General features: G+C 63.7%; 16 protein-coding genes and 1 pseudogene. 11 read left to right on the top strand and 6 right to left on the bottom strand.

Going from position 1 to position 16201, the window contains the following annotated elements:
- The first annotated feature begins 81 nt into the window (after positions 1-81).
- Positions 82-543, top strand: coding sequence for a response regulator (locus EOA32_RS19645; RefSeq protein WP_128372626.1), 462 nt, complete (start codon positions 82-84; stop codon positions 541-543).
- 11 nt (positions 544-554) lie between these two features.
- On the opposite strand, the pseudogene EOA32_RS39930 reads toward EOA32_RS19645, so the two are convergent.
- Together EOA32_RS39930 and EOA32_RS19635 are read right to left on the bottom strand one after the other, a co-directional pair.
- Positions 555-749: pseudogene (locus tag EOA32_RS39930) on the bottom strand (hypothetical protein); the annotation flags it as partial.
- 131 nt (positions 750-880) lie between these two features.
- Complete coding sequence (locus EOA32_RS19635; RefSeq protein WP_067329733.1) at positions 881-1630, bottom strand: DUF899 family protein; 750 nt, start codon at positions 1628-1630, stop codon at positions 881-883.
- A 134-nt stretch (positions 1631-1764) separates the two neighbouring features.
- Here EOA32_RS19635 and EOA32_RS19630 point away from each other — a divergent pair, with 134 nt between their 5' ends.
- From EOA32_RS19630 to EOA32_RS19620, 3 genes are all read left to right on the top strand, one after another.
- Entirely contained in the window at positions 1765-2985 is a 1221-nt protein-coding gene (locus EOA32_RS19630) for a helix-turn-helix domain-containing protein (RefSeq protein ID WP_128372624.1), read from the top strand.
- A gap of 31 nt (positions 2986-3016) precedes the next feature.
- A complete protein-coding gene (locus EOA32_RS19625; RefSeq protein WP_128372623.1) occupies positions 3017-3676 on the top strand; it encodes a PQQ-binding-like beta-propeller repeat protein in 660 nt (219 codons plus the stop codon).
- A 109-nt stretch (positions 3677-3785) separates the two neighbouring features.
- The gene (locus EOA32_RS19620; RefSeq protein ID WP_067000403.1) at positions 3786-3974 is read left to right on the top strand and encodes a DUF1059 domain-containing protein; all 189 of its coding nucleotides are present in this window, start codon (positions 3786-3788) and stop codon (positions 3972-3974) included.
- A gap of 13 nt (positions 3975-3987) precedes the next feature.
- Here EOA32_RS19620 and EOA32_RS19615 read toward each other — a convergent pair whose 3' ends face one another.
- The 3 genes from EOA32_RS19615 to EOA32_RS19605 are packed head-to-tail and all read right to left on the bottom strand — an operon-like array spanning position 3988 to position 7150.
- Entirely contained in the window at positions 3988-5136 is a 1149-nt protein-coding gene (locus EOA32_RS19615; protein WP_245499326.1) for an acyltransferase family protein, read from the bottom strand.
- 53 nt (positions 5137-5189) lie between these two features.
- Positions 5190-6431: an MFS transporter gene (locus EOA32_RS19610; RefSeq protein ID WP_128372627.1), complete on the bottom strand. Its 1242-nt coding sequence runs from the start codon at positions 6429-6431 to the stop codon at positions 5190-5192.
- On the bottom strand, positions 6419-7150 hold the full coding sequence (locus EOA32_RS19605; RefSeq protein WP_095783166.1) for an MBL fold metallo-hydrolase: 732 nt from the start codon (positions 7148-7150) through the stop codon (positions 6419-6421). Before EOA32_RS19605 ends, EOA32_RS19610 begins: the two co-directional genes overlap by 13 nt.
- 100 nt (positions 7151-7250) lie before the next feature.
- Between EOA32_RS19605 and EOA32_RS19600 the strand changes: the two genes are divergently transcribed.
- From EOA32_RS19600 to EOA32_RS19570, 7 genes are all read left to right on the top strand, one after another.
- A complete protein-coding gene (locus EOA32_RS19600) occupies positions 7251-7916 on the top strand; it encodes a metalloregulator ArsR/SmtB family transcription factor (protein WP_128372622.1) in 666 nt (221 codons plus the stop codon).
- A 528-nt stretch (positions 7917-8444) separates the two neighbouring features.
- Positions 8445-9464, top strand: a complete 1020-nt coding sequence (locus tag EOA32_RS19595) for an ABC transporter substrate-binding protein (protein WP_128372621.1) — start codon at positions 8445-8447, stop codon at positions 9462-9464.
- 45 nt (positions 9465-9509) lie between these two features.
- Complete coding sequence (locus EOA32_RS19590; protein WP_128372620.1) at positions 9510-10517, top strand: ABC transporter substrate-binding protein; 1008 nt, start codon at positions 9510-9512, stop codon at positions 10515-10517.
- A complete protein-coding gene (locus EOA32_RS19585; protein WP_189407254.1) occupies positions 10514-11098 on the top strand; it encodes an SCO family protein in 585 nt (194 codons plus the stop codon). Before EOA32_RS19590 ends, EOA32_RS19585 begins: the two co-directional genes overlap by 4 nt.
- Positions 11064-13718, top strand: coding sequence for a GAF domain-containing protein (locus tag EOA32_RS19580; RefSeq protein WP_189407252.1), 2655 nt, complete (start codon positions 11064-11066; stop codon positions 13716-13718). Before EOA32_RS19585 ends, EOA32_RS19580 begins: the two co-directional genes overlap by 35 nt.
- Positions 13715-14080: a response regulator gene (locus EOA32_RS19575; protein ID WP_095783172.1), complete on the top strand. Its 366-nt coding sequence runs from the start codon at positions 13715-13717 to the stop codon at positions 14078-14080. The genes EOA32_RS19580 and EOA32_RS19575 overlap by 4 nt, the downstream gene beginning before the upstream one ends.
- A gap of 13 nt (positions 14081-14093) precedes the next feature.
- A complete protein-coding gene (locus EOA32_RS19570) occupies positions 14094-15242 on the top strand; it encodes a response regulator (protein WP_095801199.1) in 1149 nt (382 codons plus the stop codon).
- 196 nt (positions 15243-15438) lie between these two features.
- Here EOA32_RS19570 and efp read toward each other — a convergent pair whose 3' ends face one another.
- Positions 15439-16008, bottom strand: a complete 570-nt coding sequence (efp, locus tag EOA32_RS19565; RefSeq protein ID WP_067000944.1) for an elongation factor P — start codon at positions 16006-16008, stop codon at positions 15439-15441.
- Positions 16009-16201: the final 193 nt, after the last annotated feature.

The following is a 16201-nucleotide window of genomic DNA, read 5'->3' as shown; positions in this document are numbered from 1 at the left end:
CCAAGGAACCGAAGACGCGCTGCAGCATTCGGTTCTCATGAAGCTCTCGCCGGCACTTCTTCACTTCCTGGATCGCTCTCGATGACCGAGCTTGCTGCTCCACACGGTCGCCGTCGGCCAATCCCAACGAAAGCCGCGTCGGCCGAGCCTGTGGCGGCCGCATTGCCCACGCGGATCTTGGTCGTCGAGGATGATTTTCTCATCTCCCTCGAGATGGAGAGCACTCTGACCGCGGCCGGTTTCGAGGTCGTAGTCGTCGGCTCGGGCGAGGAAGCGCTCGATAGCGCAGCTGCGGACCCGCCTGACCTAGTTGTGATGGATATCCGGCTGTCCGGCGCCATGGATGGAATTCAAACTGCCCTGGAGCTGTTTCGAATTTACGGTTTGCGCTCGGTTTTTGCGACGGCGCATTCCGATTCCGACGTTCGCGCCCGGGCAGCACCCGCGGAGCCGCTGGGCTGGCTGGTAAAACCCTACACGCCGGCATCCCTGCTCTCAGCCATCCGCTCCGCGCTTAGGTCCGGCAGCTCGTCGGCAGGTTGAAGCGCCGATTCCGCCACCCCTCTGGCGAGCAGCCGCAGCCAGGGCGCGAGGTGGAAGGCAGCCATCAGGAAATACATCGGCGCCATGCCGCTGAGCACGAAGGCTCCGGGCCCGGACATGCACATCGCGTCCGGTCCGCTATCGGCGGCGGTGAGCAAGGCCATGACAGCAAAGGTCGGCGCCGCCGCGAGACATAACCAGTCGGCCAGGCCGAATCCGCTCAGGCCTGCCGGGCGAGGGGCGGGTTTGTCGATGCTCATGATCTCCACCTTCCAACTGCTTTCAGGAAAGTTCGGCTCTGGCGGCGCGGGCGACGCCGCCAGAGTCGCTTCGGCGCTCAGGCGTTCTTGTTGCGAAACGCCGCTTCGCCGGCATCCGACACCTCGACCCATCGCTGGTCGGGCGCGGCGCCTTCCTCATAGTTGTCGTGCCAGTTCCACCACTTGTAGGTCTGGGTCTGCGGATAGCCCTCGGGCGAATCCTCCCACACCTCCTGGCGGCCGAGCGGGGTGACGTCGAGATAGCTCCACACCGTGCCGAACGCCTCGTCACCGCGGTTGTTGACGAAATAGGTGCGGAAGATGCGGTTGCCGTCATGGATGAAGACGTTGTGGCCGTGCCATTCGTCGACGCCGAAATCCTTATCCCAGCTGTCGGTGATGGTGTACCAGGGCATCTTCCAGTCCATCCGCTGCTTCAGACGCTGAATGTCGGCCTGCGGCGCGCGGGACGCATAGGCAAGCGTGGTGTCGCGGGCGTTGAGATGGGCGAGGTTGCCGACCATGTCGGCGCCGAGCGAGCAGCCCCGGCAGGCGTGCTCCGGCCAGCCATAGACGCCGGGCTCGAAGAAGGCGCGGTAGATGACCAGTTGCCGGCGGCCTTCGAAGAGGTCGAGCAGGCTTGCCTTGCCGTTTGGGCCTTCGAACACATAGTCCTTCTCGACAGGCATCCACGGCATGCGGCGGCGTTCCGCAGCCAGCGCGTCGCGGGCGCGGGTGAGCGCCTTTTCCTTCACCAGCATTTCTTCATACGCGCCTTCCCAGGCTTCCGGCGAAACGACCGGTGGTGTCTTCATGTGTTGGGTCATTGCTCTTGTCCCGTTCTTGCGTTTGGTTGGGGTGACAAGGGAAACTTAGAGCCGGACCGCGCGATGGTGAGAGTTACAAGTGTGACGCGATTTGATCCGGCAGACCCGGAAGGGGGCATTGGGGCGGGCATTGCATGGACTCGATGATCAATGCCGCCGGCCGCGCGCTCGCGACCGGTGATCCGCTGGGCGCCCTGAAGCGCGTCGCGCTGCGCGACGACGCCCCCGCGCTGGCGCTGCGCGGCATCGCGATGGCGCAGCTCGGCGATTTCGCCAAGGCCAAGGCGCTGCTGAAGAGCGCCGCCCGCGCCTTCAGCCCGAAAGAGGCGGTTGCGCGCGCCCGCTGCGTCGTCGCCGAGGCCGAGATCGCGCGAGACCAGCGCGATCTCGGCTGGCCGGACAAAGCGTTGCGAGCCGCCCGCACGACACTTGCCGCGCATGGAGATCGGGTCAACGCCGCCTACGCCGGCAGCCTCGAAGCGCGCCGCCTCATCCTGATCGGTCGGCTCGACGAAGCCGAGCGGCTGCTTGCCGGCTTCGATCCGGGGCCGTTGCCGCCGGTCGCGCGCGTCGCGCATGAGCTCGCGGCCGCGGGCATCGCGGTCAGACGCCTGCGGACGAAGGCCGCGCGCGCCGCGCTCGGCCGGGCCGCGCTCGCAGCCTACGAAGCCAATATCCCGGCGCTGAAGGCGGAGGTCGAAAGCGCATCGCTGGTGCTGAACACGCCCGTCGCGCGGCTCGTGTCGAAGGGCTTGGAGACGCCGCTGCAGCTCGACGAGGTCGAGGCGCTGCTCACCTCAGGCGCCCTCGTCGTCGATGCCTGCCGCAATGTCGTGCGCATAGCCGACACGGTGGTCTCGCTGGCGACGCGGCCGGTGCTGTTTGCGCTGGCGCGAACGCTGGCCGAGGCCTGGCCCGCGGATGCGTCGCGGGAGGTGCTGCTGAAGCGCGCCTTCCGTGCCAGGCACGCCGATGAATCGCATCGTGCGCGGCTGAGGGTCGAGAGGGGCCTGCTGCGCGCCGAAATGAACGCGCTGGCGGAAATCAACGCGACGGCCGCCGGTTTTGCGCTAACGCTGCTGACCGCAGCCGAAGTCGTGGTGCTGGCGCCGCCTGTCGAGGAGGAGCATGGCGCAGTGCTCGCCTTCCTCGCCGACGGCGAGTCCTGGTCGAGCTCGGCGCTGGCGATCGCGCTCGGTGCCAGCCCGCGCACCGTGCAGCGGGCGCTGGAAGCGCTTTCGGCCGACAACAAGGTGCAGACGGTCGGCCGCGGCAGGGCGCGCCGCTGGATGACGCCGCCGGTGACCGGATTCCCGACTGTCTTGTTACTCCCGGGTCCGCTGCCGAGCGACTAGTCTGCGGCCATTGTTCAAACGGAGATCGAAAATGAAACGAGCCGCTGCCGAGATCCTGCGCGAATACGGCCCCTTTCCGGACGCCGAGCGCATCAACGGCGTCACCTATGACGGCAAGAAGGTCTGGTTCGCCACCGGCGACAAGCTGAAGGCGCTTGACCCGGAGAGCGGCGCGATCGTGCGGTCGATCGACGTTGCCTCCGATGCCGGGACCGCCTTCGACGGCGAGCATCTCTACCAGATCGGCGAGGACCGCATCCACAAGGTCGACCCTAGTACAGGCAAGGTCGTGGCCACCATTCCCGCCCCCGGCAATGGCGGCGACTCCGGGCTGACCTGGGCCGAGGGGTCGCTCTGGGTCGGCGAATACAGGGCCCACAAGATCCATCAGATCGATCCTGAAACGGGCAAGGTGATCCGCACCATCGAGTCGAAGCGCGTCGTCACCGGCGTCACCTGGGTCGATGGCGAGCTCTGGCATGCCACCTGGGAAGGCGATGAGGGCGATCTCTTGCGCATCGACCCCCAGACGGGCGATGTGCTGCAGGAGCTGGCGATGCCCTCCGGCGTGTCGGGACTGGAATCCGATGGCCGCGGCTGCTTCTTCTGTGGAGGCGGCAGCAGCGGCAAGATCAAGGCCGTGCGCCGTCCTGGGTACAACCATGACAAGGACACGACAGTCGGCAAATAGCCGGCTCCAGCCAGGCTTGGCACGGCGGTGGTCTTCGGTCTAAGACCAGTCCATTGACAAAGGTCGCGCCCCATCGCTCCATTAGGCGTTCCTAAAAAGGGAGGCAGCGATGGCGTATACGTATCGGTGCAAGGACTATCCGGGAATGGAAGCCTGTCCCGGGAGCTTCACGGCAGAAAACGCGGAAGAGGTGATGAAGCACGTTGAGCTTCATGCCCGGTCCGCGCATGGTGAAGACCCGAGCCAATGGTCCCAAGAGGACCGGAAGCAGCTACAGGCGATGATAATCGGAAGCTAGGCGCGCTTCTGCATCAAGCCGCCTCGCGCGCCGGCCGGGCAACGCCCTGGTTTGAGATCTGGCCGGCAGTCGGTCTGTCGACATGCGCCCAGGCCGGTCGCTCGAACAGGAAGGTTCCGAAGCCGGTGCGCTTGACGATGAAGTAGAGAACGACCGGGCTGATGACCGAGACGAGCAGCACCGCGAGGCTGAGCATGCCGGTATCGGTCAGGAGGCCGCTTGCCAGCATGATCCCGCGGAAGATCGACATCGGGATGGTGAAGGCGACATAGACGACCAGCGAATGCTCGCCGAGCCAGCGCAGCCATTCCATCGCGGCGAATTTCGACAGGAACCCGCCGGCGACGCAGAGCGCCACCGCGCCTGCGACGGCCAGCCCAAGATGCAGCGGCGGCCACGCCGCCAGGCCCATCTGCATGCCGACCGGCTCGACGGCGTAGCCCGGCGAGTAGACGAGCAGGCCGTTGACGATGGCCCACACGATCAGCCCGGCAGCGGCGATCGCCGGACGAGCTTGCGTCCACGCGACCAGCCGGAACACCAGCGGCGCCATGACGAAGCCGAGATAGAAGAACACGAAATAGGCGGCGAATTGCGTGAGCGCATAGCTGTCCGAATGCGGCGCCCACATCTGCAGCGCGGCGGCAGCCGAGATGACGATCCAGTGCGGCACGCCTAGCTCGCGCAGGATGCGCGCCACGAGGCCGAACACGGCCAGCATGTAGATGAACCACAGCACGCCATAGGGCTGGACGACAGCCAGGGCGAGGTCGTGCAGCATGCCGGCGGGATCGCGGCTGAAGATGCCGATCTTCAGCCCGATCGAGATGACCGCCCACAGGACATAGAAATAGAGGTAGTGGACGACGCGCCGGTCGATATAGCGCCGCCAAGGCCGGTCGATCACCTGCGACAGGAAGAGCCCCGAGATCAGGAAGAATTCCGGCATCCGGAACGGGGTCGCGAAGCCGATGACATAATGCAGGAAGCCGACGCCGCCGGTATATTCGCCGGTGTTGTAGGCGGAATACATCATCACCACCAGGATGATCGAAAGACCTTTTGCCGTGTCCACCCACGGCATGCGCGTCGAATTGTTCATGAAAAACCCCGCAAAGGCACCCAGCGCCATAGTACCGGACAGGCGCGTCTCTAGCAGCATGAAGCTTCGGATATCGTAAACGCGGCGCTGTCGGGCTGGAGCTCGGAGCCGGGTCAGCGGCTGGTCTCTCGCATCGCCACCGCCACGATTACACCCGAGAGGAAGGTCAGCGCCGCGATCGCCGCGATCGCCGCGGCGAAGCCGAAGAAGTCGGCGATGAGGCCCGCCGACAGCGCTCCGATTGCGTAGCCGAGATCGCGCCAGAAGCGATAGACGCTGAGCGAGCGCGCCCGCCACGACGGATGCGATGCGTCCGACACCGCCGCGATCAGGCTCGGATAGACCATCGCCGTGCCAAGGCCGAGCAGGAGGCTCGCCAGCAGCCACCAGCCGAAGTCGCGCGTCACGGCGGTGAGCAGAAGTCCGGCAGCCTGCACCCACATGCCGGCGACGATCAGGCCCTTGCGGCCCCAACGGTCGCTCAAAGGCCCGGTTGCTACCTGTAAGACGCCCCAGACGGCGGGATAGACCGCCTTGAGGATGCCGATGCGCTCGACGCCGAGCCCGTTGGCGACGAAGAAGAGCGGAAAAAGCCCCCAGCTCATGCCGTCGTTGAGATTGTTGACCAGGCCCGCCTGCGAGGTCGCGAACAAATTGCGGTCCCGGAAAGAGGTCAGCATGAAGATCTCGCGAAAGACGAGCGGGGAGACAGCTTTCGGATGGTTGGCCAGTTCCAGCCGCACATGTTCGCGCGTGTCGCGCACCAGAAGGATCGACAGAGCGGCACCCATGATCGCATAGCCGATGCCGAGATAGATCGGCACCGGGCGCAGCCCGTACGGGCCGGCCAGATAGCCGGTCAGAAAAGCGGTGACGCCGACGGCGAGGTAGCCGGCGAACTCGTTGAGGCCGACGGCGAGCCCGCGCGATTTCGGCCCGACCAGATCGACCTTCATGATGACGGTCATCGACCAGGCAAGTCCCTGGTTGATGCCGAGCAGCGCGTTGGCGGCAATGATCCACCCCCAACTCGGCGCCCAGATGATCATGAAGGGCACCGGGAGGCCGAACAGCCAGCCGAGGATCAGCACGCGCTTGCGACCCCATGTGTCGGCAAGCTGGCCGGAGACGAGATTGGCGCAGGCCTTGACCACGCCGAAGCTGACGATGAAGGAGGTGACGAGCGTCGTGGAAGCAACATGGAATTCCTCCGCGCCGATAAGCGGCACGACGGTTCGCTCGATGCCGACCATGCCGCCGACAAAGGCGTTGATCAGCACCAGCAGCGCGAACTGTTTCCAGTTGACCTTGAGGCCGAGCGCGACGGCAGGCGCCGCTGCGCTCACGATCGCGATCCGGCGTTGGCGGCGCGGTTCCGGGCCGCGTCCGGCGGCGGGGGAGGGATGTCGGCGGTCATGGCGGCGATGAACTGGCCCTCGTCCTCGATGCGGAAGGCCTTGTTGAAGCGCCGCTCGAAGCCGATGGTCGATGTCGGCTTGCCGCTGAGCGAGCGGCCGCACACCGAGCCGGAATAGGCGCCCGGCAGCACCTCGATGTGATCGGGCAATTCCTTCAGCCGGCGCACGCTGGCATAGAGCGCGCGGGCTCCGTCCTCGGCGCTCGAAGCAAGCTCGGTGCGACCGAGATCGCCAACCATCAGCGTGTGACCGGTGAGTACGAACCAGGGTTCGGTCGATCGCGTTCGGTCGGTGACTAAAAGGCTCAGATGCTCCGGCGTGTGGCCGGGCGTGTGCATGACGGTCGCCGTCACATTGCCGAGCTCCAGCACCTCGCCATCCTTCACGGGACGGAACGGGAAGCCCGCCTCGGCGCCTTCGAACAGCACGTATTCGGCGCCCGTCGCTTCGGCGAGCGCACGGCCTGCCGAGATATGGTCGGCGTGGATATGCGTGTCGACGACATAGAGGATGCGCATGCCTGTCGCGCGCGCCGCCTCGATATAGGGCGCGATCTCGCCGACCGGATCGACCACGGCAGCAGACGCCTTGCCGCCGCAGCCGAACAAATAGGAGGCGGCGACCGGGTCGGTGTGCAGGAACTGTCTGAGGATCATCGCTTTTCTCCCAAGGCAACTGCGAGCCGCTTGGCTTGACGGCAGGTCGAAACCATCATTCAATAATTACATTGAATGACGATGGGTCGCAGAAAGGTCGATGTCAATCCGCAATCCGAAGCAGGCGCTGTACGAACAGTTCGCGATCGTCGCCAAGGCGCTCGGCAATCCACTGCGCCTGGAAATGATCGAGCATCTGGCGCAAGGTTCGCGCAGCGTCGAGGCGCTTGCTGCGAAGCTCGGCCAGCCGATCGCCAACATCTCCCAGCATCTGCAGGCGCTGCGCCGCGCCGGCATCGTCTCGGCCGAGCGCGACGGCAAATACGTGCGCTATTCGTTGAGCGATGCGAGCGTGCTGTCAGCCTTTGCCGCGGTGCGCGGCGTTGCCGAGCGGCAGCTTGCTGAGGTCGATCGCATTGTGCGCGACTGTTTCGAGACACGCGACGACATACAGCCGGTCACGCGCGGCGAGCTTCAGGCGCTGATGCGCGACGGGCTGGTGACGCTGATCGACGTGCGCCCGGCGGACGAGTTCGCGCTCGGCCATGTGCCCGGCGCGGTCAATGTTCCCCTCGGAGAAGTAACGGCGTGGTCCCACGGTGCCGACCCCGGCCGGGAAATCGTCGCCTACTGCCGCGGCCCCTGGTGCGTGATGTCCTTCGAGGCCGTGGCCGCGCTGCGCTCGCTTGGCCATTCCGCGCGCCGCCTCGAGGACGGCATGCCGGAATGGAAAGCCGCTGGCCTGCCGGTGGAAATGGCGGCCTGACGGTGTCGCTAAGAAATGCATGTCGCCCAGAAATGGGCAGCGGTTCTGCGACAAGGGGCGCGAGCAAGTTTTGGGCTCGCAGCCAACGCAAATTGGGCGTATCGTGACATATCGTCGGTTGCTAATAAATGAGCCGGCCACTGAGAGCGCAAGACTCCCGCACCGGACTGGGCGCTAGCATCCACAACCACTCGTCGCGCTCACAAGACCACCTGCCTCTGTCGAAACCTCTTTTGCTCGGTTCCGGCCAGAATTGCCCTTCGCAATTCGGAATGGGAGCGTTCTGATGCAGCAGATCACGCAAACCCCCGACGTTTACTGGCCGGTGCTGCCCTGGCAGGCGCTGCCGGTATCGTCGCCCTTCCGAGGTCACTCCATGCGGAACCGCCGCTGGAGCGAGAGCTGAAGATGTGAGCAACAGGCAAGCCCAGAGCCCGCCATGCAGGTACGGCCGACTGTGCACAACACAGCATCCACGGGTCAGCGTTCTCAGTGTCGCACTGGCCACCATCTGGAAAGGAGGTTCCCATGCATACCGTATATCCCGGACGGTTCAGCCGACGGAGGTTCCTGCGTGGGATTACGCTGGCGGGGGCAGCGGGGCTTCTGGGCTGGCACCCCAGGCGCGCCGCTGCGGAGCCACCGCCTGAGACGACGCGGATCCGGCTCGTCCGGATTCCCAGCATCTGTCAGGCCCCCCAGTATGTAGCCGAAGAACTGTTGCGCAGCGAAGGGTTCACCGAGGTGCACTACCTCCAAAGAGAGGGGACGGCAGACATCGCGCCGGCCCTCGCCTCCGGTGAAGCCGACCTCAGTGCGCATTTCGCCGCCCCGCTCCTTCTCCGCCTGGAGGCGGGGGATCCCATCGTCATCCTGGCAGGCCTCCACGTCGGCTGCTTTGAACTGTTCGGGACCGATCGCATCCAGTCGATCCGCGATCTCAAGGGGAAGACCGTGGCCGTGCCAGCGCTAGATTCCAGCCGATACGTCTTTCTCGCCACAATGACGGCGTATGTGGGCCTGGACCTCCATAAGGACATACATTTCGTCACGCATCCGGGACCCGAGTCCATCCGGCTCCTGAGTGAGGGGAAGATCGATGCCTATCTAGGCTTTCCCCCCGAACCGCAGGAGATGCGGGAGCAGCAGATCGGCCATGTGGTGATCAGCAGCACCGTGGACCGGCCCTGGTCGCAATACTTCTGCTGCATGCTGGCTGGGGAGCGGGAGTTCGTCCGTACGCATCCGGTGGCCACCAAACGCGCCCTCCGCGCCATCTTGAAAGCGGCGGATTTCTGCACCAGCGAGCCCGAGCAGTCCGCCCAGTTCTTGGTGCAGCAAGGCTATACGAAGCGCTATGACCATGCCCTCCAGGTCATGAAGGCGATCCCCTACGGTTGGCGTGAGTATAGCGCTGAGGACACCCTGCGTTTCTACGCCCTGCGTCTCCACGAGGTCGGGATGCTGAAGAGCACCCCCCAGAAGCTGTTGGCCCAAGGCACCGACTGGCGTTTCTTCAACGAACTGAAGCACGAGCTGAGGACCTGACTAGGCGGCCAGCGCCTGCCCATTTTCCACGCGAGGGAGAACCCCATGCAAATCATCCAGAACCGTCGCCACTTCATGGCCGGAGCTGCGGCAGCAGGCGCTTCAGCTCTCATCGGCACAACGACTGACGCTTGGGCCGAGGCACCCCCTGAAACGACCTCCGTTCGCTTGCCGCGGTGGATCGATGGTGCCTACTGCTGGGCAGGCATGTACCTGGCCGGAGAGTTCCTCAAAGCGGAGGGCTTCACCGACGTCCGCTACGTGCAGGGCGACGAAAAAGTCGATCAGGCGGTGTGGATTGCACGCGGCGACACGGATTTCAGCATGAACTACGCGCCGGTCCATGTCGCGTCGATCGACGCGGGCGTGCCAATCAGGGTGCTTGGCGGTCTGCATTCCGGGTGCCTCGAGCTGATCGCCAACGACAGCATCCAAGGCATCCCGGATCTCAAGGGCAAACGGGTGGGCATGCATGACATCCATGCGCCGTCGCGCGTGCTGGTCACCCTGATGGCCGCCTATATTGGACTGGATCCCGTCAACGACATCGAATGGGTCGAGGAAAGCAAGCCGGTGGAAGCCTTCGCCGACGGAAAGTTCGATGCATATCTCTTCACGCCGCCTGAGACGCAGCAACTGCGCGCCAAGAGAATCGGCCACACGATCCTCAACACGACCCTTGATCGCCCTTGGTCGCAGCACTTCTGCTGCATGACCTCGGCCGCTGCGGACTACGTGAGCAGATACCCGGTGGCGACCAAGCGCGTGCTCAGGGCCATCCTCAAGGGCGCCGACCTATGCATTTCGGACCCCGCATGGAGTGCAGCGCAAATGGTCGATCGAGGTTTCGTCCCCAGCTACGAAATCGCCCTGCAAACGCTGAGCGACACGCGGTACGACGTATGGCGGGACTACGATGCCGAAGCCTCGATGCGCTTCTACGCGTTGCGCATGCAGGAGACGGGCATGATCAAGTCGAGCCCACAGCAGATCATCGCCGAGGGAACAGACTGGCGATTCCTGGAGCAGCTGAAGCGCGAGCTCAAGACGTGAGCGTATTGGCGGCCCGTATCTTGCTGCTGGCGCTGATGGCCGGGCCAGCGCAGGCGCATGATGCGCAGCACGATGAGCGATTGCCGGCAATCGGACCGGCTCCAGACTTTACGCTGACGTCGCAGGACCGGGAGCGCGTCTCGCTGCACGACTTTCGCGGCAGGGTGATCGCCATTGCATTCATCTATACGCACTGTACCGACGTCTGTCCCATGCTGACCGCCCAGATGGCCAGCGTGCAGGAAAAGTTGGGCAGTGCGTTCGGACCCAAGATCGCCTTCATTTCGATCACGGTCGACCCGGAGCGCGATACGTCCGATGTTTTGAAGCAATATGCGCAGAATTTTGGCGCCGATCTGAAGGGCTGGTCGTTTCTTACCGGCGATCCGGCGACTGTCCATGAGGTTGGACGGAAATATGGGGTCTTCGCGAAGCAGGCGGCCAACGGTGATGTCGACCATACCTTGTTGACCTCGCTCGTAGACCCGAATGGCATCTTGCGAGTACAATATCTTGGCGTCCGGTTCGACTTGGAGGAGTTCCGGGGTGACCTTCTCGGCCTCTTGGACGAAACCAAATAGCATAACGAACTGGCTCGTTGGCTGGGTTGCCCGGCTGCCGGCGCGCGTCCAGACCAAGCTCTTGATCGCGTTCCTGTCGATCGTCGGCCTGCTGATCGTGCTCGGTGCCGTCGGGTTGCAGGTGCTGAGTGGGGTCAACGATCAGACCAACGAGCTGATCAAGCTGCAGCGCAGGATCGCGGCCTACCGCCAAGTACAGCACGATACGACCACCCAGCTCTACGGTATCTCCACCGCCCTATTGCTACAGGATAACCGCATGCTGGATACGGCGCTGCGCCAGCTCAATCAGTTCGGCTACGACCTCGAGCGCATGGAGTTCGTCGCCAAAGCCGAGGTGGAAGTGCTTGGCCAGGTCAGACAAGAGTACGAAAAACTGACGGCCGGGGTGACGCACGTGGCAGAGCTTGTCCGCGCCGGCCGTACCGAGGAGGCGCGCAAGGTCCAGCTTGATGAAATCATACCGTCGGCTGATCGCCTCGAGCGGCTGACAAACCAGCTGGTCAACATGGCCGAAGCCGACATGGTGGCGGCCATCGAAACGACCGAGGGTGCGTACGGCACGTCCAGACTGATCGTGGTTTCGTTTGCCGTGGGCAGTATCCTGCTGGCGTTGGGGCTCGGTTACATCATCTCCTGGTCGTTGATCGAACCGGTCAAGAAGATCGAGACGCGTCTCAGCCAGATAGCGGCCGGCGACTTCGCGCAACGGGTTGCCGTCGCCAATCGCGACGAACTTGGAGTGCTCGCCGCTAACGTCAACCAGACCTCCGACCAGCTGGGGCGCCTGTATCAGGAGATTGAGACACGCACCCAGCAGCTCGATGAAGCCCTTCAGCAGCAGACAGCCACTGCAGACGTTCTGAAGGTCATCAGCCGCTCTACCTTCGATCTCCAGGTCGTGCTCGATACGTTGGTGGAATCGGCTGTCAGGCTCTGTCGCGCCGACAAGGGTGGCATCGTGCAGTTGCTTGATGGCGTATTCCGCTATGTGTCGACGCTTGGCTACCCGCCCAGTTTCCGTGCCTATGTCGACGCCAATCCACTTCCAGCGCTTGCCGCTGGGCGAGGCTCCGCCGTAGGGCGCGTAATCGAAGAACGGCGGATCGTGCAAATCGAAGACGTGACCGCTGATCCGGACTACCGCGTCGCCTTGATCGCTGAGGCAGGCGGATTCCGCACCGTCCTCGCTGCCCCGCTGTTGCGGGAAGGTGATCTCGTTGGCGTATTCGTCATGACGAGGGCTGAACCGCAACCGTTCAGTCCCAAAGAGATCGCGCTCGTCGAGACATTCGCCGACCAGGCCGTGATCGCCATCGAAAATGCGCGGCTCTTCGAGGCGGTGCAGGCACGGACGCGCGAGCTTGCGGCGTCGGTCGGTGAGCTCGAGGCGCTTGGCGAAGTGAGCAAGGCGGTCAATTCGACGCTGGATCTCGACACGGTGCTGAAGACGATCGTCGCCAAGGCGGTCCAGTTGTCGGCGACGGATGCTGGCACCATCTACGTGTTCAGCAGCACGCGGCAGCAATTCCGTCCGCGCGCCAACTTTGGGATGAGCGATGAGCTTATCGCGGCAGTCTCGCAGCAGACGATCGGGCTGGCCGATATGGGTATTGGCGACGCGCCCGGACGGTGCATGCCGGTGCAGTTTCCCGACCTCAGCAAGGAAACCTCATCCTTCCTTGTGAGAAAGACGATCCTCGACGCCGGATATCGCGGCATCCTGATCGTTCCGCTGCTGAGGCCCAACAAGATCGTCGGTGCATTGGTCGTCAGGCGCCACAAGCCAGGCGCCTTCGATGAGCAAGTTGTTCACCTGTTGGAGACCTTCGCAGCCCAATCGGTGGTCGCGATCCAGAATGCCAAGCTGTTCCGCGAGATCGAGGAGAAAGGCGAGGAGCTGGAAGCAGCCAGCCGCCACAAGTCCCAGTTCCTGGCGAATATGAGCCACGAGCTCAGGACGCCGCTCAATTCAGTTCTGGGCTTCACAGAACTGCTGGTCGACGGCATCTATGGCGAACTCCCGGACAAGGCAAAGGCGACCGTCGCGCGTGTGCAGGCAAACGGCCGTCACCTCCTCGGGCTCATCAACGACGTGCTCGACCTGTCCAAGATCGAAGCCGGCCAGCTCACGCTGGCGATCGAGGACTACTCCGTCGCGCAGATTGTCCGATCGACCGTTACGGCGGTCGAGCCGCTCGCACGGGCGAAGGGTCTTGAGCTTTCAGCGACTGTTGCCGAGAACCTTCCAATCGGCCGTGGGGACGAACGCCGTTTGACGCAGATTCTGCTCAATCTCGCAGGCAATGCCGTCAAGTTCACCGAAACGGGTGCAGTCGATATTCTTGCCGATGCAGTCGATGGGCGCTTCGAGATCGCCGTCCGAGACACCGGTCCCGGTATTGCGTCCAAAGACCAGGCTCTTATCTTCGAAGAATTCCAGCAAGTCGACAACAGCAGCACTAGGCAGAAGGGTGGCACAGGTCTTGGCCTGGCGATCTCGAAGCGCATCGCCGAAATGCATGGCGGAACCTTAGACGTCGAGTCCGTGATCGGGTCAGGGTCGACATTCCGTCTGAAGGTCCCGATCAGGATGAATGAGGACGTGAGGGCCGCATGAGCAAACGAATCCTGATGGTCGAAGACACCGAGGACAACCGCCAAATCATCCGCGATCTCATTGCCACCACCGAATACGAACTGATCGAGGCGGCGGACGGTGCCGCCGGCATCGCTGCAGCTGCAGCACACAGGCCAGACCTGATCCTTATGGACATTCAGCTCCCGGTGATCGACGGGTATGAAGCGGCCCGCCGCATCAAGGCCGACCCGGCGCTCCGGCACATTCCGATTATCGCCGTCACCTCCTACGCGTTGTCGGGCGACAAGGCGAAAGCCCTTGCTGCTGGGTGCGATGGTTACATTGCCAAGCCATTCAGTCCACGCCAGCTGCTTTCCGAGATTCGCGGTTTCCTTTCTTGAGGGAGGCAACACCTTGCACGATCCGCCTCGCATTCTCGCGGTCGACGATACTCCGGAAAACCTCGAGATCCTGCGCATGCGTCTCGAGGCGAATGGCTATGAAGTTGTAACCGCCGCCGATGGTGAAGAGGGGCTTGCGAAAGCCCGCGAACTCACGCCGGATCTGATCCTGCTCGACATCATGATGCCGAAGCTCGACGGCATCAGTGTGGTCCGCATGCTCAAGCAGGATCAATCGCTGCGATCGATCCCCGTCATTCTGGTCACCGCGAAAGCCGACACGCGCGACGTGGTCGAGGGACTGGACGCCGGTGGCGACGACTATCTGACAAAGCCCTTCGAGCACAGGGCGCTGCTGGCGCGGGTGCGCTCGATGTTGCGCCAGAAGGCGCTTCACGACACCGTCGCGAGCCAAGCCAAACGCCTCGAGGACCAAGCCGCGCAACTTTCCGACTGGAACCGCTCGCTCGAGCAAACCGTGGCCGGCCAGGTGACGGAGCTCGAGCGAATGGCGCGGCTCAGGCGGTTCCTGCCCGAACAGGTCGCCGACCTCATCGTTGCGGCGGGCAATGGAGATGCGCTCTTGCAGAGCCACCGCCGCGAGGTGACGGTTGTCTTTTGCGATTTGCGCGGCTTCACGGCGTTCGCAGAGACCGCCGAACCTGAAGAGGTCATGACAGTTCTGGCCGAGTATCATTCCTGTCTCGGCGAACAAATCGTCCGTCACGAGGGGACGCTCGAGCGGTTCGTGGGCGACGGAATCGTCGTGGTTTTCAACGATCCAATGCCATGTGCCGACCACAGCGAGAGAGCTGTCTCGATGGCTGCCGCAATGCGCGAAGCGATTGACGAGCATTCCGAGCGATGGCGCAAGCGGGACTATTTGCTTGGCTTTGGGATCGGCATTGCCAGGGGCCACGCAACCATCGGGCGCATCGGTTTTGATCAGCGCTCGGACTATGCCGTCATCGGCACTGTGTCGAACCATGCCGCCCGTTTATGCGAGGAGGCCAAATCGCGCCAGATTCTTGTTAGCCAACGGGTCCTCGGAGCTGTCGAGTCGCTGGTCGAATCCGTTCCTGTTGGCGAACTGACGCTGAAGGGCTTTCGCCGCCCGATGCCTGCCTATGAAATCGTGCGGTGGATCGGTCGGCCAATCTAGCGTTGAGCGCACTCCGGCTTCGTTCGAGGGATGCGGTGCGTCGAACCACCGGCGCCGCGGCGCGGATCTGCCGTTCACGTCGCGGCAACCGCAAATCCGCTTCGGGTCAGAGCCTCACGCCCAGACGGCGGACAAACCGTGCTGACGATAGGCCCGCCTGGCCGCAGGCGAGCTGTGATAGTTGACTGCTGTACCCTCAGTCCTTGGCGCGCTCGACATAGGAGCCGTCGGCGGTCATCACCACCACGCGCGTGCCGGTCGTGATGTGCGGCGGCACGGCCGTGCGCACGCCGTTGGAAAGCACCGCAGGCTTGTAGGACGAAGACGCCGTCTGGCCCTTGGTGACCGGCTCGGTATCGACCACCTCGAAGACGGCGCGCTGCGGCAGCGTCAGCGAGATCGGCGCGCCGTTGAACTGCGCCAACTGCACCGCCATGCCTTCCTGCAGGTAGGGCGCCATGTCGCCGACCACGCTTTCGGAGGCTACGACCTGGTCGTAGCTTTCCGGGTTCATGAAATGGAAGCCTTCGCCGTCGGAATAGAGGAAGGTGTGCTCGCGCTCCTCGACATAGGCGCGCTCGACCATCTCGGTCGTGCGGTAGCGCTCCGAGATCTTCACCCCGTCGCCGATGCGGCGCATGTCGAGCTGGGTCACCGGCGTGCCCTTGCCAGGGTGGATGTTTTCGGCAAAGAGGATGACATAGAGCTTGCCGTCCTTATCGACGACGTTGCCTTTGCGTAAGGAACTGGCGATGACCTTGACCACGATATTCAATCCCAATCGAGTTTTTCGGCCTGCAAGCGTCTTTGCCCACGAAGCGGCGACGGCGGCCATCGCGTGCGCCGTAGCGCATCTTGCGACGAACCGCCAGCCTCATCGGCGATTTTCCCGCCCATGACCGCCGCTTCGCCCTGGTGGACGCCGCATATACACGCCGACCGCCGGCCAAGGCTGATGG

It is taken from the genome of Mesorhizobium sp. M1A.F.Ca.ET.072.01.1.1, from assembly GCF_004023325.1.
Taxonomy (GTDB): domain Bacteria; phylum Pseudomonadota; class Alphaproteobacteria; order Rhizobiales; family Rhizobiaceae; genus Mesorhizobium.
This window is presented reverse-complemented; position numbering and strand designations above follow the sequence as displayed.